Annotated in this window: 20 protein-coding genes; 14 read left to right on the forward strand and 6 right to left on the reverse strand. The window is 42.6% G+C overall.

Translation table 11 applies throughout. From position 1 onward, the window contains the following. The first annotated feature begins 56 nt into the window (after positions 1–56). Both FHW89_RS19985 and FHW89_RS19990 read left to right on the forward strand, forming a co-directional pair. Entirely contained in the window at positions 57–797 is a 741-nt protein-coding gene (locus FHW89_RS19985; protein ID WP_172336808.1) for an ABC transporter ATP-binding protein, read from the forward strand. Between the two features lie 44 nt (positions 798–841). After that, entirely contained in the window at positions 842–2,488 is a 1,647-nt protein-coding gene (locus FHW89_RS19990; RefSeq protein WP_172336809.1) for a serine hydrolase, read from the forward strand. Between the two features lie 124 nt (positions 2,489–2,612). Here the strand turns inward: FHW89_RS19990 and FHW89_RS19995 are convergent, their stop codons facing one another. Further along, positions 2,613–3,662 (reverse strand): cyanophycinase, encoded by a 1,050-nt coding sequence (locus FHW89_RS19995; RefSeq protein ID WP_172336810.1) that lies wholly within the window; start codon positions 3,660–3,662, stop codon positions 2,613–2,615. 14 nt (positions 3,663–3,676) lie between these two features. Next, complete coding sequence (locus tag FHW89_RS20000; protein ID WP_172336811.1) at positions 3,677–4,687, reverse strand: chitinase; 1,011 nt, start codon at positions 4,685–4,687, stop codon at positions 3,677–3,679. Positions 4,688–4,929: 242 nt separating this feature from the next. Here FHW89_RS20000 and FHW89_RS20005 point away from each other — a divergent pair, with 242 nt between their 5' ends. The 3 genes from FHW89_RS20005 (at position 4,930) to FHW89_RS20015 (ending at position 6,040) form a co-directional block, all read left to right on the forward strand. After that, positions 4,930–5,478, forward strand: a complete 549-nt coding sequence (locus FHW89_RS20005; RefSeq protein WP_172336812.1) for a cob(I)yrinic acid a,c-diamide adenosyltransferase — start codon at positions 4,930–4,932, stop codon at positions 5,476–5,478. Positions 5,479–5,570: 92 nt separating this feature from the next. After that, positions 5,571–5,792, forward strand: a complete 222-nt coding sequence (locus FHW89_RS20010; protein ID WP_002996718.1) for a DUF2795 domain-containing protein — start codon at positions 5,571–5,573, stop codon at positions 5,790–5,792. Between the two features lie 101 nt (positions 5,793–5,893). Then, the gene (locus tag FHW89_RS20015) at positions 5,894–6,040 is read left to right on the forward strand and encodes a lmo0937 family membrane protein (RefSeq protein WP_172336813.1); all 147 of its coding nucleotides are present in this window, start codon (positions 5,894–5,896) and stop codon (positions 6,038–6,040) included. Between the two features lie 42 nt (positions 6,041–6,082). Here the strand turns inward: FHW89_RS20015 and FHW89_RS20020 are convergent, their stop codons facing one another. Both FHW89_RS20020 and queA read right to left on the reverse strand, forming a co-directional pair. Beyond that, the gene (locus tag FHW89_RS20020; RefSeq protein ID WP_172336814.1) at positions 6,083–6,811 is read right to left on the reverse strand and encodes a 2-C-methyl-D-erythritol 4-phosphate cytidylyltransferase; all 729 of its coding nucleotides are present in this window, start codon (positions 6,809–6,811) and stop codon (positions 6,083–6,085) included. A 192-nt stretch (positions 6,812–7,003) separates the two neighbouring features. Continuing rightward, positions 7,004–8,053, reverse strand: coding sequence for a tRNA preQ1(34) S-adenosylmethionine ribosyltransferase-isomerase QueA (gene queA, locus FHW89_RS20025; RefSeq protein WP_076374303.1), 1,050 nt, complete (start codon positions 8,051–8,053; stop codon positions 7,004–7,006). A gap of 248 nt (positions 8,054–8,301) precedes the next feature. Here queA and FHW89_RS20030 point away from each other — a divergent pair, with 248 nt between their 5' ends. The 7 genes from FHW89_RS20030 (at position 8,302) to FHW89_RS20060 (ending at position 16,244) form a co-directional block, all read left to right on the forward strand. Continuing rightward, the gene (locus FHW89_RS20030; RefSeq protein ID WP_172336815.1) at positions 8,302–9,549 is read left to right on the forward strand and encodes an ABC transporter permease; all 1,248 of its coding nucleotides are present in this window, start codon (positions 8,302–8,304) and stop codon (positions 9,547–9,549) included. Positions 9,550–9,556: 7 nt separating this feature from the next. Further along, entirely contained in the window at positions 9,557–10,090 is a 534-nt protein-coding gene (locus FHW89_RS20035; protein ID WP_172336816.1) for a DUF3347 domain-containing protein, read from the forward strand. A gap of 262 nt (positions 10,091–10,352) precedes the next feature. Beyond that, entirely contained in the window at positions 10,353–11,639 is a 1,287-nt protein-coding gene (locus FHW89_RS20040; protein ID WP_172336817.1) for a citrate synthase, read from the forward strand. Between the two features lie 227 nt (positions 11,640–11,866). Further along, positions 11,867–13,762 carry an ATP-dependent DNA helicase RecQ gene (locus FHW89_RS20045; RefSeq protein ID WP_172336818.1) on the forward strand — a complete coding sequence of 632 codons (1,896 nt, stop codon included), beginning with the start codon at positions 11,867–11,869 and terminating at the stop codon, positions 13,760–13,762. A gap of 95 nt (positions 13,763–13,857) precedes the next feature. Then, positions 13,858–14,454, forward strand: a complete 597-nt coding sequence (locus tag FHW89_RS20050) for a TetR/AcrR family transcriptional regulator (RefSeq protein ID WP_172336819.1) — start codon at positions 13,858–13,860, stop codon at positions 14,452–14,454. A gap of 104 nt (positions 14,455–14,558) precedes the next feature. After that, positions 14,559–15,407, forward strand: a complete 849-nt coding sequence (locus tag FHW89_RS20055) for an oxidoreductase (RefSeq protein WP_172336820.1) — start codon at positions 14,559–14,561, stop codon at positions 15,405–15,407. A 234-nt stretch (positions 15,408–15,641) separates the two neighbouring features. Further along, positions 15,642–16,244, forward strand: a complete 603-nt coding sequence (locus FHW89_RS20060) for a GIN domain-containing protein (RefSeq protein ID WP_172336821.1) — start codon at positions 15,642–15,644, stop codon at positions 16,242–16,244. Between the two features lie 67 nt (positions 16,245–16,311). Here the strand turns inward: FHW89_RS20060 and FHW89_RS20065 are convergent, their stop codons facing one another. Both FHW89_RS20065 and FHW89_RS20070 read right to left on the reverse strand, forming a co-directional pair. After that, positions 16,312–16,986 carry an SGNH/GDSL hydrolase family protein gene (locus FHW89_RS20065; protein WP_172336822.1) on the reverse strand — a complete coding sequence of 225 codons (675 nt, stop codon included), beginning with the start codon at positions 16,984–16,986 and terminating at the stop codon, positions 16,312–16,314. A gap of 60 nt (positions 16,987–17,046) precedes the next feature. Next, positions 17,047–17,913: an AraC family transcriptional regulator gene (locus FHW89_RS20070; protein WP_172336823.1), complete on the reverse strand. Its 867-nt coding sequence runs from the start codon at positions 17,911–17,913 to the stop codon at positions 17,047–17,049. 128 nt (positions 17,914–18,041) lie between these two features. Here FHW89_RS20070 and FHW89_RS20075 point away from each other — a divergent pair, with 128 nt between their 5' ends. Together FHW89_RS20075 and FHW89_RS20080 are read left to right on the forward strand one after the other, a co-directional pair. Beyond that, positions 18,042–19,025 carry a phytanoyl-CoA dioxygenase family protein gene (locus FHW89_RS20075; protein ID WP_172336824.1) on the forward strand — a complete coding sequence of 328 codons (984 nt, stop codon included), beginning with the start codon at positions 18,042–18,044 and terminating at the stop codon, positions 19,023–19,025. Between the two features lie 116 nt (positions 19,026–19,141). Further along, complete coding sequence (locus FHW89_RS20080) at positions 19,142–20,062, forward strand: AraC family transcriptional regulator (protein WP_172336825.1); 921 nt, start codon at positions 19,142–19,144, stop codon at positions 20,060–20,062. Positions 20,063–20,116: the final 54 nt, after the last annotated feature.

The following is a 20,116-nucleotide window of genomic DNA, read 5'->3' on the forward strand; positions in this document are numbered from 1 at the left end:
AATTTTGAATTATTGTAACATTCAGAAGTGTACCTTAGTCAAAACTAAAAATATATATGGAGCCATTGAATACTGACAAACCATTAATAACCATTAAAGATATCGGGCGTAAATACGTGATCGGTGCCGAGGTGATCCACGCGCTTAAATCAGTTACCCTGAATATTAATAAAGGTGAGTTTGTAGCATTGATGGGTCCATCAGGTTCGGGTAAATCAACCTTGATGAATATCCTGGGTTGCCTGGATACACCATCAAAAGGCGAATATATTTTGAATGGTATTAATGTAAGCCACATGAGCGATAATGAGCTGGCTGAAGTGCGTAACTCCGAGATCGGTTTCGTTTTCCAGACATTTAACTTACTGCCCCGTAATACCGCCCTTGATAACGTAGCCCTGCCATTGATCTATGCCGGTATTAACAAAGAGACCCGTACAGAGCGTGCCACCAACGCGCTTAAAAATGTGGGTTTGGGCAATCGTATCGATCATAAACCCAATGAGCTATCGGGTGGTCAGCGCCAACGTGTGGCTGTAGCGCGCGCCTTGATCAATAATCCATCTATTATTCTGGCCGATGAGCCTACCGGTAACCTCGATACCAAAACATCCATCGAGATCATGGGGCTCATAGAAGATATCCACGCCAAAGGCAATACCATTATCCTGGTTACACACGAGGAAGATATAGCCCTGCATGCCCACCGCATTGTACGTATGCGCGATGGACTGGTTGAGAAGGACTATGCCAATACCGAAATACAAACCGTAAACAGGCGCGTAGAGGAAGTGTAAAGAAGATGCAGGACTTTTAGAGTCAGGAATCAAGAAAAAAAATAATGAAACGTTATATTCTTTTTGTTCTGACTTTCGCGATTGTCAGCTATTCGTTTGCCCAAATCGGTAATATTACCCAGCCCGAACTTATCCCGTTACCCGTATACAAGGCAAACGTAGGAAAAGGAATTTTCCTGGCCGATACTATCGATTTAAAAAGGCTTAAACAGGCCGATCTACTCCGTACATATGAGGCCAGGTCCCAAAACAATTTGTATATCAGGCTTTTTATTGCCAATTCCCTAACCAACTACCAGCATCAGCTTAATCCGTCTCTAATTGTAGACGATTTGAATAAAGGGAATTTTCAGTTCACTTTTTATGTTGATGGCAGGCAGATCTACCAGGAAAATTTGAACAAGGGCGCCAATTTACCGGCTACCAAAAATACCAAAATAACTATAAGCGTTCCGTTGATCAGTAACCGTAACGAGGATTCCTGGGGAAGAGGGCTTTGGTATCGTTTTATAGCCCGTGGTGGTGATGACGCGTTGAATACAGGCAGTCATTTATTGAAAATAGAGGTGCGCCCGTATATCAGTATCCCCGATTTAAAAACTGGTGAAGTAATTGCCAGTGGCGAGCTTCAATTTGTAGTGCCGCCCGCCGATGCGAAAGCTGTTCAAATACAGACTATAAAAGTCAATAGCGGCTGGCCTGTTTCTGGTGAACCATTTGATCACCAAAAGATCATGGAACTGAATGGCTTAATTGTCCAAAACAAACTGAAAGATATTACCAGTATAGTGGTCATCAAAAATGGGAAACTGTTGATTGAGGAATATTTTAATGGTAGTGCCCGCGATTCATTGCATGATCCGCGTTCAGTAGGTAAAACCTTTGCTTCGGCTATGATGGGGATTGCCATTCATGATGGTTTTATAAAAAGTGAGAGCCAAACACTCAAGGATTTTTACGATCTCAAAAAATTCAACAATTACTCAGCCAGTAAAGAAGGTGTCACCCTAAAAAGCCTGCTCACCATGAGCTCGATATTTGACGGGGACGATAACGACAACGATTCGCCCGGCAACGAAGAAAATATGTACCCTACGCCCGATTGGGCAAAATTTACGCTGGATCTGCGTGTAGACAGCACTAAAACAGGCGGTAAACAATGGAACTATTTTACTGCCGGGGCCATGCTGTTGGGCGATATTATCAATAAAACGGCTCCCGGTGGTTTAGAAAAATACGCGGACGAAAAGCTGTTTAAACCATTGGGAATAACAAAATATCAATGGTCGTATTCTCCGCAGCATGTTCCCAGTACCGCAGGTGGTTTGCAGATGCGTTCATTGGATTATGCCAGATTCGGGCAGCTTTATAAAAACAATGGAACCTGGAACGGTAAACAGATTATCCCGGCAAGCTGGGTAAAGCAATCGTTTACCAAATATCTTAGCCTGCCAAAAGATGTGGTAGGCGAGGGGTATTATGGTTACCTGTTCTGGAACAAAACGTACACCGTCAATAATCAACCGTACGAAACATTCTATTGCTCTGGCAATGGGGGCAACAAAATATTTGTTTTTACCGATGTGCCACTGGTAGTGATTGTTACCGCTACAGCTTATAACAAACCCTACGCACATCCGCAAGTCGATAAAATAATGCAGCAGTATATTTTGCCAGCGGTGTTGAAGTAGGTTAGCTGAGTAAAAAGGCTGTCAGTCTGAGCACCGTCGAGGACTTGCGTGCAGAGGCCTGCCTCCATGCTTCGACGGAGCTCCATGACGCCTTACCTTTGTAATTGGTATCGCTCTCCGTACTTTACTGCACTTCCTGCCGCTTTAATTTTCCAGCCTCTACCCACCACCATTGCCATTTGCCGCCTGATGCCTGTGTGGGGTTAAAATTGCTTACGTCAAACCTTCCGTTGCCGGTTGCTGAGCCCTGTACTTCATACACCTGGATAGCCTGGTGGTTATTATCCCACGTTAAAGGCTTGCCCGGTTCGCATGTTTCTGGTGGTTTTTGGTTACTGGTCAATAAAAAATAGGCCTTACTGGTACCAAATACCACCGCATGACCGGTTTCGTCAACGCAAACCGCGGTGTGCTCGTCGGCTGCCATGCCGTTGGCAAATAGTTTCCAATCCTTTACAATACGACTTAAAAAGGCCACATGGCGGCCCTGCCTGTCGCGGGTGATGTAATGCTGATCGGTAATAACTGATTGAAGGAAGGGGGCATGCAACAGATCGTCATGATATAATTTCACCAATGGGTTGTAGGGATTGGTCAGGGCTTGCTCGGCGGTAACACTGGCATTTTCGCCGCTGTAATATATACCGCCCATAATGGCACAGCCCGCGCTGGTGCCGCCAACGGGCGCGTGTTTTACATTGAGCAGGTAATTGATGGCATCCATAGTTTTGGTGCCCCGCCAATAGTTCATGTAGTTGGATTGATCGCCGCCTGATATAAAAAGCATTTCGGCATTGCGGATGATGTAAGCTACCGTATCGTTATTGGCCAATGCCCGCGAATCGATCTTCAGGGTTTCTACCGAATTTACTTTACCCAGGTTATAGATATAAGGGTTGTAGCCGTCTTTGCCCGATGCGCGGATGATCACCACATCGCCGCCGCCGCTGCGGTCTATCATCCATTTAAAGGCCTCGTCAACATCCCTGCCGCCGCCAATCATCACCAGTCCGGCCTTAACAGTGGTGTTTACATTGGCCGTATCGCCAATAATACCTATTGACGCAGGACGACCTGGAATATGCTTGCCCGATTTAACAGTATCAGGCATAGGCAACGCCCATGCCGAAAGGCCAAAACCTAACAGGATAATTATCGAAAGAAAAAAACGCATGTGTAAATATACGCCTAATATTTATACGGTTCCATTTTACCGCATGAGCAGGCGCAGTTGGTATCGGTAATGCCCAATTTCTTTAAAAAGAACTGGTAAAAACCGATACGGTCGTTCATGTTGTACATGTTTTCGCCTTTATTGCATTCTACATCTCCGTTAACAATATTGATGGTCATGCCAAAGCCTGGTGTGCGGCCTTTTGCTTTATCAACAGCATTGGGCTGCCATTTGCCGGTCATCACATCATGCGCCGATGGTTTATGCGTTTCGGGAGTCATCCAGAAATAAATGGCGGCTTTAAAAGCCACTACAGGGTCGGTCTCCACCAGGTCTGGGTTGTTCAATAAAATTTTGGAATCGCCAAATATACAGGTAGAAGCCAGGCCGTAATTGCCGTTATAGCTTAGCTGCATGGGGCCACGACCATAATACTTTTTGCCAGCAACAGGCGGATATTCGTCGCTCTCGGAAATATAGGACTGGCTGGTGTTGCTTTCATGAATAAACATCAATCCGTCGGTATAGGTTGCATTTACACCATGGCGGGTTTCATGGGCTATATGGGCAAAAAAGGCCGCCAATTCCTTTTTATTAGCTTCGGTACTAAATTGCGTACAGAAATTACCATAATCTACCGTGAAAGTGCTGTCAGGTTTCTTTTTAGCCCAGTCCTCGTTCCAATCCACATCCTGACGAACGGTACTTGTTTTGCCTGTTTTTTTATCGGTGCGTATATATTGGTAAACTGATGTGGCCCTGCGGGTAACTTTTATGCTTATCTGTCCCAGTTCGTCGGCTGCTTTGATAAAGGCGGCGTAAGTATAAAACTTATCGCGCTGCGGAAAAAGATCATTGAACTGTTTTTCGCTGATCAGGGTGGATATGGATGCGACTTTTTCGGGAGCAGCGGTTGTAGTAGCAGGCGCTTTGGAGCCATTGCTGTTGCCACAGCTAAAGGCCGAGACCACCAGTGCTGCAAAAGGTATAATAACGAGTTTTGATGATAATATGATCGATTTCATAGTATTTGTTTTAAGAAGAATCAAGAGATAAGAGTCAGGAATCAAGGTAAGATAAAAACGTATTCGTTACTGTAATATTCTCTTGATTCCTTACTCTTATCTCTTGATTCTCATTTTATGCAAGTTTAAAGCCTATCATTTAAAAATTTACACTTTATTAGCAAAAATTATACTACAATGGTATCAATACAAAATATATACACGTATATTGAACTTAAAGGATAAATGCTGCCGGATAAAATATGAAGATATATACTAAAACGGGTGATAAAGGGTTTACATCATTAATAGGAGGAACCCGGGTAGCCAAACATCATATACGGATTGAGAGTTATGGAACGGTAGATGAGCTCAACTCTTATATAGGCCTTATCCGCGATCAGGAGATTTCTGACCATGATAAGGACATATTGAAGCAGATACAGGACAGATTGTTTACAATAGGCTCCTCATTGGCTGCCGATCCGGAACGGTCAAAAATGATTATTCCTGATCTGCATTTGACGGATGTGGAATTGCTGGAGCAGGAAATGGATACCATGAATGAAAAATTGCCTGAATTGCGTCATTTTATTTTGCCAGGAGGGAATAATACCATTTCGTTTTGCCATATTGCAAGATGTATTTGCCGCAGGGCCGAGAGGATAACAGTTCATTTGGCTGAGGAAAGCCCGGTTGATGAAAAAGTGAATATTTATCTGAACAGGCTGAGCGATTACCTGTTTGTTTTAGCACGTAAAATTGCAAACGAGCATAAAATACCTGAAAATCAATGGATACCCCGCATCTGAAAAATGTGAAAAAAAATCTTGATTTTCCAATAGAAAATATTATACTTTTGCGAAAAAGTAAATTTACTGAAATTAAATATAAATAGAGAAACATGTATTGGACACTTGAACTGGCATCTCACCTTGAAGATGCGCCCTGGCCCGCAACAAAGGATGAATTAATTGATTATGCTATCCGTTCAGGAGCTCCTGTTGAGGTTATTGAAAACCTGCAGGCACTGGAAGACGATGGTGAACCGTATGAAAACATCGAAGAAATATGGCCGGATTACCCGACAAAAGACGATTTCTTTTTTAACGAAGACGAATATTAACAGCATAAAAGCCCTCTTTTGGAGGGTTTTTTTGTTAATGGCTCATTTTGGAATGATTTTAGTAATAACCCTAAAATATTTATCACTTAAAACACATCAAAATGAGAGGTCTATTGTACATTATCGCCGTTATCCTGGTAATAGGATGGATATTTGGGTTTTTCTTCGGTCACGTTGGCGGATTGATCCATATTTTATTAGTTATAGCCATTATAGCCGTGCTTTTAGGAATTATCCGCAGGGCATAGCAATTACCTGCTCATGCAACTAAAAATTATAAGCCACGGGTATTAAGCCTGTGGCTTTTTGTTTAAAAGCAGTTCGGCTATGGCTACGTCTTCGGGAAAAGTGATCTTGATGTTTTGATGACTGCCTTCGGTAAGATGTATTTCGGCTCCATATTGTTCAACCACACTGGCATCGTCGGTGAAGTTTTCACTATAGGCTTGTTCGTAGGCTTTTTTTAACAAGCCCGCCTTAAAAGTTTGCGGGGTTTGTATCAGGTAGATCTGATCCCTCAATAAACTTACAGATCTGTTATTGATCAGCTGCCTAACCGAATCGCGGCTTTTAACAGCTACAACAGCACTGCCGTGCTCCCGGGCCTGTTGGTAAGATTTTTCAATAATATAACCACTGGTAAGTGGACGTACCGCATCATGAATGGCTACTAAAGTGTCATCATCAGCCGCTATCAGATCAAGCCCATTTTTTACCGAATGAAAGCGAGCCTCGCCGCCGGTAACCAATTGATGAGGGGTGTCAAATTGGTGGGTATGGCAAAGCTCTTTCCAATAATTATGATAGGCGGCTGGTAAAACTAAAATAATATCCGGTTTGATAGCCGATTGCATGAAAGCCAGTATGGTATGCATTAAAACAGGCAGGCCGTTAAGCAGCAAAAACTGCTTGGGAACAGCCGATTGCATACGGGTACCTGTTCCGCCGGCTACTATAATGGCGTAGTTTTTTTGAGATTGGAGATGTGAGATTGGAGATGTGAGATTTTGTTCGTTCATTTTAATGCTCCGTATAGTCATGCCGAACGTGTTTCGGCATCCCACATGTAAGGTTTACTATAGCGGTAACCGTCCTGAGAGATCCTGAAACAAGTTCAGGATGACTAAATGCTTAAGTTTCCCAAATCTAAAGCAAAAAAAATGAGATACAAGAAATTCTCGTATCTCAAATCTGATATCTTACATCTAAGCTTAGATGATCAGCATGGCATCGCCATAGCTGTAAAAACGATATTTTTCTTTAACGGCAACTTCGTAAGCGTTCATTACATACTCATAACCGCCAAATGCAGACACCATCATCAATAAAGTCGACTCCGGTGTGTGGAAGTTGGTGATCATGCTGTTAGCGATGCTGAAATCATACGGCGGGAAAATGAATTTGCTTGTCCAGTCGTTAGCAGCTTTCAGTGTTTTGCCAGCAGATACTGCCGATTCAATGGCGCGCATAGAAGTAGTACCTACGGCACAAATGCGTTTTTTACGCTCGATACCACGGTTTACGATATCAGCTTGTTTTTGCTCGATGATGAATTGCTCAGAATCCATTTTGTGCTTGGTCAGGTCCTCTACCTCAACCGGGCGGAAGGTTCCTAAACCCACATGCAGGGTAACTTCGGCAAAATCAACACCTTTTAATTCCAGGCGTTTCATAAGCTCGCGGCTAAAGTGCAGACCGGCAGTGGGGGCGGCAACAGCGCCTTCGTGTTTAGCGAAAATGGTTTGGTAACGCTCTTTATCTTCGGCTGTAGCTTTACGTTTGATGTATTTTGGCAGCGGTGTTTCGCCCAGGATTTCCACATTTCTGCGGAATTCCTCGTCGGTACCATCGAATAAGAAACGGATGGTACGGCCACGTGAAGTGGTGTTGTCCACAACTTCGGCAATCAGCAAATCGTCGTCACCAAAATATAATTTGTTACCTACGCGTATTTTACGGGCCGGATCAACCAGTACATCCCATAAACGCAGTTCTTTATTGAGTTCGCGTAATAAAAATACTTCAATAGTAGCGCCTGTTTTTTCTTTATTACCATACAAACGTGCAGGAAATACCTTGGTGTTATTCAGGATCATTACATCCTGGTCATCAAAATAATCAAGTACATCTTTAAATATTTTATGCTCAATTTTTCCTGAATCTTTGTGTAAAACCATTAAACGGGCTTCGTCGCGGGTGGCAGATGGATTGTGTGCTACTAATGATTCTGGTAAATTGAATTTGAATTGAGATAATTTCATGCTTGTATTTATGAATTTTCAGGGCGCAAATGTATTAATTTTTTTTGTTAGTTTCACGGATTTTTTTATGAACAAGATGGCTGGCATATTATTCAGTTTATATATAAAAAGAATGTAACTTAACAGCTGTAATATCGTCTAAAAAACTAAATATTCCATGCGGACATATTTTACAAAAATATGATACAGCCTGTAGGTTGTAAGCCCGTGTAACAGAATGATTAACCATCGAGATCAAAATAAGTTGTATGCTATTTTTAAAACTTTTCAGAGAAAGCTTTTTGTTTGCTTATGATGCGCTAAGACAAAATAAACTGCGCACCATGCTTTCCCTGCTTGGGGTAACCATAGGCATATTTACTATAATAGCGGTTTTTTCGGCGGTAGATACCCTGCGCAATAACCTGCAAAAGAGTGTCGACAAGTTGGGTAACAATAGTATCTATGTCCAAAAATGGCCATGGGTTGGCGGCAGCGATTTTCCCTGGTGGAAATATTTACAACGCCCGGTACCCAAACTGCGCAATTTTGAGGAGTTACAGCGCCGCAGCCAAACCGCCGAAGCCTTATCATACGAGATATCTATAGATAACCGCACCATTAAATATAAAAGCAATACCGTTGAAGGTGCTCAGATAGATGCCGCTTCAAAGGATCATGATAAAACCTGGAACTTTGATTTTGCAAGCGGCAGGTATTTTACCGAAATGGAATCCAGAACAGGTGCCCCTGTTGTTAATATCGGCTTTGATATAGCCGAAAGTTTGTTTCCGGCGGGAGATGCCGTAGGTAAACAGATTAAAGTAATGAACCGTTACGTTACTGTAGTAGGTGTATTCTCCAAACAAGGGAAAGACATGCTGGGCATATCTACCGATAAGGAGGTTTTGCTGCCGCTTAATTTTGCGCACAATTTGCTTGATGTGCAAGCCGAAAAATATCAGCCACAGATTATTGTAAGAGGAAAAAAAGGTATCCCGGTTGACGATGTAGAAAGCGAGCTTCGTGGATTGATGCGCTCTATCATGAGTTTGAGGCCCGGGCAGGAGGATAATTTTTCGCTTAATCGTACCACTATGCTTACTAATGCGCTGGATAGTTTGTTTAGTGTAGTTAATGTGGCAGGTTTAATTATTGGTGGTTTCTCTGTTTTGGTTGGTGGTTTTGGTATTGCCAATATCATGTTTGTTTCGGTAAAAGAGCGCACCAATATCATTGGAATTCAAAAATCATTAGGCGCTAAAAATTATTTCATACTACTTCAATTTTTAATTGAATCTGTTGTGCTTTGCTTATTGGGGGGCTTAATTGGTCTTTTGCTTGTTTATCTTTTAACTTTTGGTGTTAAGGCTGTTTTTGACATTCAAGTAGTACTTGATTTGAAGAATATTATAGTAGGTATTGGTACTTCAGTAACAATAGGTGTATTTTCGGGCATTATTCCAGCGTACTCGGCTTCACGGCTCGATCCTGTTGAGGCTATACGCACAAATTAATACTCATATGAAGACCAATTTTTTTAACTTTGCCTTATTTGCAGGCTTTATGATTAGCGCGGCTGCCTGTAAACAAGTCAGCAAACCTGCACAAGAAACAGCTATCAAAAAAGATAGTGCTAAAGTTATTGTAGCCAAAGTTGCTGATACATCCAACACCGCCGATGTATTTAATAATTATATAGGTCTCAAAAATCAGTTCCTGAGATCGAATATCAAAGGCATTAAAAGTACTGCTGGTATGCTTGAGGATAAACTGGCCGGTATTAAAGGTTGTACAGAAACCGCCACGCTTGCTCACCAGATAGCAACCAGCAATGATATCAAGCAACAGCGCGACTTGTTTTTGATATTGAGTAAAGATGTAATCACCCTCATAAAAGGTTCTAAATTTAAATCGGCTCCCATATACGTTGATTTTTGCCCTATGGCCGATAGTGGTAAAGGCGGCTATTGGCTATCGGTAAATAAAGCCATCGAAAATCCATACTTCCCCGAGCACATGAAAACCTGCGGACAGGTTAAAGAGCAGATCAATTAAATTTTAGCTTTAGTATCAAGTAGCTAGTATCAAGACAGCTGCAATTCTGTATTCTGGAATTTTAAAAATCTTGATACTAACTTCTTGCTACTAAAATTGAGACCGCTGCAACCCTGCATTCGGAAATGTCAAAAATCTTGATATTGGATACTTGCTACTTGATACTAATTAATAGATTTGCACATAAAATTTACAAACAGTAAACGATCTGGGTGGTTATAACACACAGATTTAATTACATTTGTTGCAACAATATTTTTCTATGTCGGATACAGCACAACTAAAGATTGGTGATAAAACATTTGAACTCCCGGTAATTGAGGGTACAGAAGGTGAAAAAGCGATTGATATTTCAAAACTCCGGGATTTGAGCGGTTACGTAACGCTGGACATCGGCTATAAAAATACAGGTGCTACCAAAAGTGCCATCACTTTTTTAGATGGAGAAAAAGGCATACTAAAATATCGTGGTTACCCAATTGAACAGCTGGCCGAAAACGCCAGTTTCATTGAAGTAGCCTATTTGCTTATTTATGGTGAATTACCAACTGAGCAGCAGCTTACCGATTTTCAATACCAGATAAGCCGCCATACTTTGGTGCATGAGGATATGAAGAAGTTTTTTGATGGTTTCCCGTCAAAATCACATCCTATGGGTCAGTTATCATCATTGATTGGCGCCCTGGCTGCTTTCAATCCTGAATCATTAAAACAAGGTCTTACTACCGAGGAAGTTAACCTGGAGATCATAAAATTACTGGCTAAAATGAGCACGGTAGTATCATGGATCTACAAAAAATCATTGGGTCACCCGGTTGTATATCCTCAAAATAAATTTGATTATGTGACCAACTTCCTGTATATGACCTTTGCCGAGCGTACGGAAGATTACAAGGTTGACAGGGTAGTGGTTGATGTAATGAACAAACTGTTGATCCTTCATGCCGATCATGAGCAAAACTGTTCGACATCAACCGTACGTATAGTTGGTTCATCGGATGCCAACCTGTACGCATCTATTTCTGCCGGTATATCTGCCTTATGGGGTCCGCTGCATGGTGGTGCTAACCAGGCGGTTATTGAGATGCTGGAAAAGATCAAAAATGATGGTGGTGACACCGATAAATGGATAGCCAAAGCCAAAGATAAAAATGATCCGTTCCGTTTGATGGGATTTGGCCACCGTGTATACAAAAACTTCGACCCGCGCGCCAAGATCATTAAAAAAGCCTGCGATGATATATTAGAGAAGCTGGGCATCAATGACGAGGTACTGGAAATAGCTAAAAAGTTGGAAGAAGTAGCCCTGAAAGACCCATATTTTGTGGAGCGTAAATTATATCCGAACGTTGACTTTTATTCAGGCATTATCTACCGTGCATTAGGTTTCCCAACAGAAATGTTTACCGTGCTGTTTGCCCTGGGCCGTTTACCGGGATGGATAGCACAATGGAAAGAAATGAAAGAAAACAAAGAACCAATCGGTCGCCCTCGCCAGATCTACACCGGCGATACTGAGCGGGAGTACGTTGACGCGAAAAAAAGATAAATTTTTGGTTCATGGATCATAGTTGATGGTTCATGGTATTCAACTATCAAAAATAGCGATGATTTAATCATCGCTATTTTTTTTGCAGGTCATTCGAAGTCTCTGACTTTGAATGAATATGTTTGTAGTTTGCAAGTGAGGGATGACAAATTTGTTCCTGGTTGCCTTCAGACGGTTATCTATGAACCATCAACTATGATCCATGAACCATCTACCATGAACTAATAATGACCATAGAGGAAATATTAAAACAGTACTGGAATCACGATAGCTTCCGGCCGATGCAGGCTGAGATCATCAAGTCTGTTTTATTAGGTCGTGATACTTTGGCCCTGTTACCTACTGGCGGTGGTAAATCTGTTTGTTTCCAGGTGCCTGCATTAGCTAAAGAGGGAATATGCATCGTAATATCGCCTCTGATAGCGCTGATGAAAGATCAGGTAGAAAACCTGAAAGCCAAAGGCATCAACGCCGTAGCCATTGTATCAGGGATGGGTTTGCGGGAGATAGACTTGGCATTGGATAACTGTATTTACGGTTCAGTTAAGTTCCTGTACCTATCGCCCGAGCGTCTACTATCCGAACTGGTGCGCGAGCGGATCAGGTATATGAAAGTAAACCTGATAGCTGTTGACGAAGCGCATTGTATATCACAATGGGGTTATGATTTTCGTCCGCCGTACCTGCATATTGCCGATCTCCGGGAATTGCATCCCGCAGTACCCGTATTAGCACTTACGGCTACTGCTACGGCCGAAGTAAAGCTCGACATCCAGGAGAAATTATTATTCAAAGACGCGGTTGTTTACCAGCAAAGCTTTGAACGCCGCAACATTAGTTATGTAGTGCAAAATGCCGAAAATAAGCTGCAAAAGATGCTGGATATTGCCCGTGGTGTAAAAGGCAGTGGTATTGTTTATGTACGTAGCCGAAAGGATGCTGCCGATATTGCCAAGTTTTATAACGAAAGTGGCATCAAAGCCGACTATTATCATGCCGGCTTATCCATGGATCAACGGGCCGAAAAACAGGAAAGCTGGAAAAATAACCGTACCCGCATCATCGTAGCTACCAACGCCTTTGGAATGGGGATTGATAAACCAGATGTGCGCTTTGTGATCCACAAGGATATGCCCGAAAGCCTGGAAGCTTACTACCAGGAAGGTGGCCGTGGGGGACGTGATGAGCACAAGGCCTATGCTATTTTACTATATACCCACTCCGACAGGCTAAGGCAGGAAAAAATGTTTGTGCTGAATTTTCCCACAGTGGACGAGATCAAGCATGTGTACCATTGTCTGGCTAACTATTACCAGCTGGCCTATGGGGCAGGCGAGGGTCTGAGCTTTGGTCTTGACCTGGGCGATTTTTGCAGCCGCTTTAAGCTGGATGCTGTTAAAACACTCAATGCCCTCAAGTTCCTGGAAAAGGATGAATACCTTGCGTTCAACGAGAGTGTGTTTCTGCCCTCGCGTTTCCGGTTTGAGGTGGTGAATGAGGTGTTGTATAACTTCCAGATACAGAATGCCGGCTGGGATCCTTTTATTAAAACCTTGCTGCGCTCATACGGCGGTTCGTTTGAAAATTATGTGCGACTAAAAGAGTATGACCTGTCCCGGCGCACTCATCTGAACGTTCAGCAGGTAATCGATGGCCTGATGCAATTACAGAGCTTTGGACTGATCAGTTATTTACAGCAAACAGATCAGCCGCAGGTCACTTATTTAAAGCCCCGGCAGCAATCCGACCGTCTCTTCATCAACAAGAAATATATTGAAGAACGCAAGGAAACCTATCGCCAGAAAATGGAGGCGGTTTTTGCCTATGCTACGGCCAAAAAATGCCGCAGCCAAATGCTGCTGGCCTATTTTGATGAGGCTAACGCCCGTAAATGCGGCGTATGCGACATTTGCCTCGAAGAAAAACGCCAGAAAAACGCCGATGAGATATTTGACAACATCACCCATGAAATTGTACAGTTTTTGGGTATAGCCACACCGGATATCGGTACACTGGTGAATACCATTAACGTGGGCACCGAGAAGGAAAAGATGGAAACCATTCGCCTGCTGCTGGATGCCGGCAAAATAAAAACCGACGGCGAGAAGTATTATCTCTCCTGAAATCCTCCCGTTTTAAATCATGATGCTTGCGTGACAATTGCCTATTGTGTATTTGAGACTTTTTAGTCTCTTTTGTATCGTCATTTCACAATATAATGAGCAAAGGAGAAAGAACAAGGCAATTCATCATAGAGCAGGCGGCGCCCATCTTTAACCAAAAGGGTATAGCGGGTACCACCATTGATGATATATTGGCTGCCACTAAAATGGCCAAAGGTGGGTTGTACCGGCATTTTGAAAGCAAGGACGAAATAGCCACGGTGATGGTGGAGTTCCTGCTGGATAAACTTTCGGCTAAAATTGCCGGCGACATGGCCAGGCAGCAAACAGCCCAGGGTAAGTTATTTGCCTATATGGATGTCTACCTGCACCCCTTAACCTCTTATATCGATGGCGGCTGCCCGGTGCTAAATTTTGGTGTAGAGGTTGATGATACTAACCCAACCCTTAAACAAAACATGAAACAACGGATAGAGAGGCTTCAAAAAACACTAACCGCCATCATTAAACAGGGCATAGCTGATCAAGAACTTGCCGCAGATATTGATGCGGGAGGTTTTGTGCTGAAAACTTTTGCTGCCCTGGAAGGCGGTATGCTGGTATCCAGAGTAACAGGTAGCGACAAGCACATGAAAAACCTGATTGATATGTTTAAAGCAGAATTGAAAAGCTATGTATTAACAAAGAAATAAAGAACAGAAGGATCAATAGGTATTGGTCTTTTTTTAGCAATAAAAAGCGACTAAATAGTCTCAAATATAGATAAATCAACAAACAACATATAATTAAAACGGTCATGAAAACTCAAAAAGTAATATTTGTAACAGGCGCTTCAAAAGGTTTTGGACGCGAAATTGTAAAAGCGGCATTAGCCAGCGGCGATAAAGTAGTAGGTACCGTACGTAGCAAAGGCCAGGAACTATTTGAATCGCTGGGCAGCAATCCCAATTTACTGGTGGTAACTATGGATGTAACCAACGAAGAACAGGTGCAACAGGCTGTAAAACAAGCCATCAATCATTTTGGTAAGATAGATGTACTGATCAATAACGCCGGCTATGGTATAGTAACCGCCATTGAAGAAGCTACCGATACCGAAGTGAAAAAACAATACGATACCAACGTATTTGGCCTGTTGAATGTAGTTCGCGCGGTTTTACCTCACCTGCGGGCACAACGTTCCGGCTATATTATTAATATATCCTCTCTGTTTGGCTTTGATGTCATCCCGGGCTGGGCTTTGTATGGTTCAACCAAATTCGCGGTTGAAGGTATAACCAAAGGTTTGGCTTTGGAATTGGCTCCACTGGGTATACAGGTAACCGCTGTTGAGCCTGGGCTGTTCAGTACCGATTTTCTGAGTGCCGAATCATATGTAGAATCAAAGAACGTTATTGCCGATTATGATAGCACCGTTGGCCCGATGAGGGCTGGTGCAGGCGCGCTTCACGGTAACCAGCCTGGTGATCCTGCAAAACTGGCTAAAGTAATTGCCGATCTGGTCCATACCGAAAATCCTCCATTGCATTTGCCATTAGGCAGCGATGCTTTCCAAACCGCTAAAAACAGCCTGGAAAAAACCAGCAAGTTGATTGAGCAATGGCAGGTGGTTTCAACCAGTACAGATCACAGTTATATACAGTAAAACTAATCGCGAGAAGTACAATTATTTGGTATGATATAGAGGGTCCTGGTAACAGGGCCTTTTTTTGTTAAAAAATCTTCCGCTTTTCACCGACTACATTCTTTGGTTTACCGACAAAATCCCGGCGTACAACTATTACAGGCTATATCGCTGTAACGTTTTTTTAGTGCGATCGTCATATTGGTGTATTTAAAATAACAATATTAATCAACTGACAATCAAAATATTAAAATTATGAAAACTTTAGCAATCACCATGTTTACCGTAGCAGCTATGGTATTTGGATTAGGAAATCAAGCACAAGCCACCGTTAATAATAATAACAACAAGGCCATCGTTTTAACCGACATCACCCGTATCAACAAGATCGAAGTTTATGGTAATGTTCAGGTATATGTTTCAAACGGCACAGCCGACGAAGTAAAGGTTTACAACCGCTATTATGCCGAAAACGCATTGGTACAATCAAGGAACGGTGTGTTACGCATCAGCTCTTATAACAAAGCCGAAAAATTAGTAGTTTGGGTTACAGCAAAAGAACTGTCAGCTATCACGGCTTATGACAATGCTAACATCAGCTCATTTGGTAATCTTTCTGCCATCGAACTGGATGTGAAACTATACAACAACGCTTCTGCTACTTTAAAATTAGATGCTTACAGTGCCCGTGTTACCATGAACGATAAAGCTTGCGCAAACCTAAGCGGTACAGTTAATGAATATAGCTTAAACCGTAGCTATGGCTCAAGTGTAAACGGATCAAACCTGATAGCCGAACACACCAACGAAGTATTGAATGGTGCAAAAGTTAAAGCAGATGAGTATGCAGGTTTATAATCACCATCACAACAGGTTCACAACCGAACAGAGCCACCTGAAGCCAGGTGGCTTTGTCTTTTTATAGCTATTTCCCTGCCACTAGCTTTTCAATCACATATGGTGCTATGATCTTACGGGCGCCATCAGGGTCCGGATGCAGTCCATCCGGTACATAGGTTAAATATTCCTCTTTCCCCTTATCCAGTATTGCTTTCCAATGCGGATAATGATCAATCAATAACAATTTTCGTTTTTTAGCGATCTGCCTGTAAAGATCATAATAGCTGTTGAGCTCGGGTCTGTCGGCCGCGTGTCTGTCAAGTGGGATGTCCATAGTTTGCAGGATGATCTCGCAGTTGGGGTTAAGCAATTTGATACGATCGATCATGTAATTAAGGTTAAGCCCGGCCAGTTCCCTGCTGGTTTTGTACTTCAGGAAAGCATCATTCATACTAAATTCAATCAAAACAGCATCGGGCTTTTTACTGATCACGCTATCTTCCAGGTGCTGTACACCCCAGGTTGACCACATAGCGCTTTTAGCCGCGTTATATACGGTTAATTTATTATTATACTTGGCGTTCAGGTCGGCAGCCACGGCATCTACCCAGGCATGCCCACCGGCGCCCGCGGTTAAGCTGGTGCCATAAACCACCAGGATCTGTGGCTTACCCGCCTGCAGGTTTTTAACCAGCTGCGTTTGCGCTGATGATACTATTGAAAGTAAAAGGAGTACAATGATTAACAGGTTTATTTTCATAGGTGTTGTATTGTGGTGTTAAAGATATAAAATCTTTATTTTCAGGGTATGAGCCACAGTTCAGCTTTTTGCAGGAGCCGAACCGGAAACCCATCTCTTTTTAAACGCTGATGGATTTTGACCAACTAATTTGTTAAACAGTTTATTAAAATAACTCAAGCTTTCAAATCCAACAGCATAACAGGTTTCGGTGATGTTTTTATCCTGCATGAGCAGATTTTTGGCGCGTTCGATACGGTATTGGTTTACAAAATCGGTAAAAGTGATATGGGTTTGCCGTTTAAAATACCGGCAAAAAGCTGATGTAGTGAGATTTACCTTTCCGGCTACTACATTTACATCTGGTTTTTTAGCGTAATGGGCATCAATGTACTCGTAAATGGCGCCCATCCTGATCTTGTCCTTCAAGATAAAATCTGTACTGCTTTCATCGTTATTGAGTAGGGTATATTCTTTAGAATCAGCCAGTATGCGAAAAATGTTCAACAATTCCAGCAGCTGATCAAAATTGCTCAGGTTTCCAATGGCTTTCAACTTTTGCGCCACCAGGGCTCGGGTATCGCCATGAAAGGCAATACCGTATGCGGCGTTTTTAAATAGCTTATTCACCAGTTGAAGCTCGGGCGCGTACTTGATGGCATCACCCATAAAATTAGTCCGTAACTGCACTACTATTTGGTGATAGTCGCTGCGCAGGCGATAATCAAAATTTAGGTGGGGGAGATTGGGGCCGATAAATACCAGGTCGCTTTGGGTATAGCTCGAAACATGGGTGCCTACATGGCGGATGCCGGCGTCGGCCTCCACATACACCAGCTCCACCTCCGGGTGATAATGCCACAGAAAAGTGTTGCGCAACCTGGGCGAAAACAGTTTGAATGATTTTCCCGGCTCAAATTCTACCCGCTCCAGTTGTATCTGGTTCATCTTACATTGTTATATTTTTTATTCTAAATATAGTAAATAGGTCAATGTAGAGCAAATATTGATCACTGTAACGAATATATCATCTGCTGTATCCCGATAATTTTGAATTATTAACCAATACGTAGATCATGGATGCAACAAGCAAAACAATGGCCGCTATGGCCCCCACAATGAACCCTGATGAGGCTCATAAAGATATCCCTGGCAATCCCTCCGCGGCCAAATCGAGCCAGGTAAAATTGAACGACCGCAGCAACGGCGAACCTTTGCGGGTGCTGAGCGAAGACGACTGGGCTTTCTGGATCACCAATGGTTATGTGGTAGTTAAAAACGCTATTCCCCAAGAAATGGCCCAACGCACAGCCGATTACCTGTGGCAATATGAGGATAAAGATCCAAACGATATAGAAAGCTGGTATAAAAGGCCCAATATACAAATGCAAATGAAAGAACTCAATAATACCGGTATGGTTGAAATTTACAACCACCAGTATTTGTGGGACAACCGCCAGTATCCTCGTGTGCACCAGGCTTTTGCCGATATCTGGGGTACCGAAAAGCTTTGGGCCAATATCGACCGCGCCAACCTGAATTTTCCGGTACGGCCCGGTTTTGAGTACAAGGGTTTTATCCATTGGGATTACGATCCCGAAACCAGGCCACAAAATGTGCAGGGCGTGCTGGCACTGGCCGATCAAACCGACGAAAACATGGGCGGCTTTCAATGTATCCCCGAACTTTACCGCACCTATGATACCTGGAAACTGACCCAACCCGCTGATCGCGACCATTATAAACCCGATACTACGGGCTTTGATATTGTTAAAGTAAAGCTGGAAGCCGGTGATCTTTTGATTTTCAATAGTTTACAGCCGCACGGCATCAGGCCCAATACCAGTGGTAATAAAGTACGTATTGCCCAGTATGTGGCTATGATGCCCGCGCAGGAACATAATGAGGAGCTGCGGCAATGGCGCATCAACAGCTGGCAAAACAGGGAGGCCATGCAAGGCTACGCTTTCCCGGGCGATCCGCTGGAACGGGAGAAGAAAAATCCCGTCGCGGAACTTTCACCTCTGGGTAAAAAGTTGCTGGGTTTGGATAAATGGTGAATCGCAGTGCCCTGGCTTTTAAACCACCCCTGATGATCAGGATCAATCTACTGATAATGACATAAAGATTAAGGATAGATACTATCTGCTTTATTTGAATTGTTTAATTTTGTAACATGGAGCAGGTAGAAACATTATTACATTATTATCAACTCACCAATAGGGAAATCCCATCTGAGTTGCTCAATACCAAGGGTACTACGAGTCATTTTAATGTTTTGAAGCGGAATAATTGTTTAAGCGCGTTCCCTTTTCAGCGCAGGGATTATTACAAGATATGTTTGATATATGGCAAAGCAATGCTGTATACGGCAAACGGTGAGGTAGCTATTGACCGGTACGCTATCATTTTTTCCAGTCCGAATGTGAAATTTGGCTGGAAAGGGCTTTCAAGCGAACAGGATGGTTACATATGCCTTTTCAATGAGCAATATCTGAGTACAGAGCTCAGGAAGGAATTTAAAAAATTGTACGAGCTGTTTAAGAATAGTGTTTATCCGATCATTTTTTTGGATAAAGAACAATACGATACGCTGATGTATTACTTCGGCCTGATGTATAATGAATACAACGGCAACTTTGCTTATAAAAAAGAGCTGGTTGAAAATATACTCCGGCTGATTATTTACACAGCCATAAAAATTCAAAGTGCGCTTAGTCCCGAGGATGTCGGCGTACAAAAAAGAGATCGCCTGGTAAATAATTTTATAGAATTACTGGATAGCCAGTTCCCTGTAGAATCACCGCAAAATGGCATCTTGTATAAAACTCCGGCAGATTTTGCCAATCAATTGCATGTACATGTAAATCACCTCAATCATTCGTTAAGAGCTGTATTGGGAAAATCAACCACGCAGCTTATCAATGAACGGATTGCGGTAGAAGCTGTCGCGCTGATCCAGAACAGCGACTGGAATATTTCGGAAATTGGTAACGGCCTTGGGTTTGAGTATCCGCAGCATTTTAATGTTTTTTTCAAAAAGCAAACCGGCAGCAGTCCAAAATCATTTCGAGGTCAATTAGTCGAAAATGTTTGAATTGTTTAATAATTGCTTTGAATGGTGTAATATAGGTACGCCCGGCTATTTCTA

The sequence above is a fragment of the Mucilaginibacter sp. SG564 genome, assembly GCF_013149275.1.
Lineage (GTDB): Bacteria > Bacteroidota > Bacteroidia > Sphingobacteriales > Sphingobacteriaceae > Mucilaginibacter.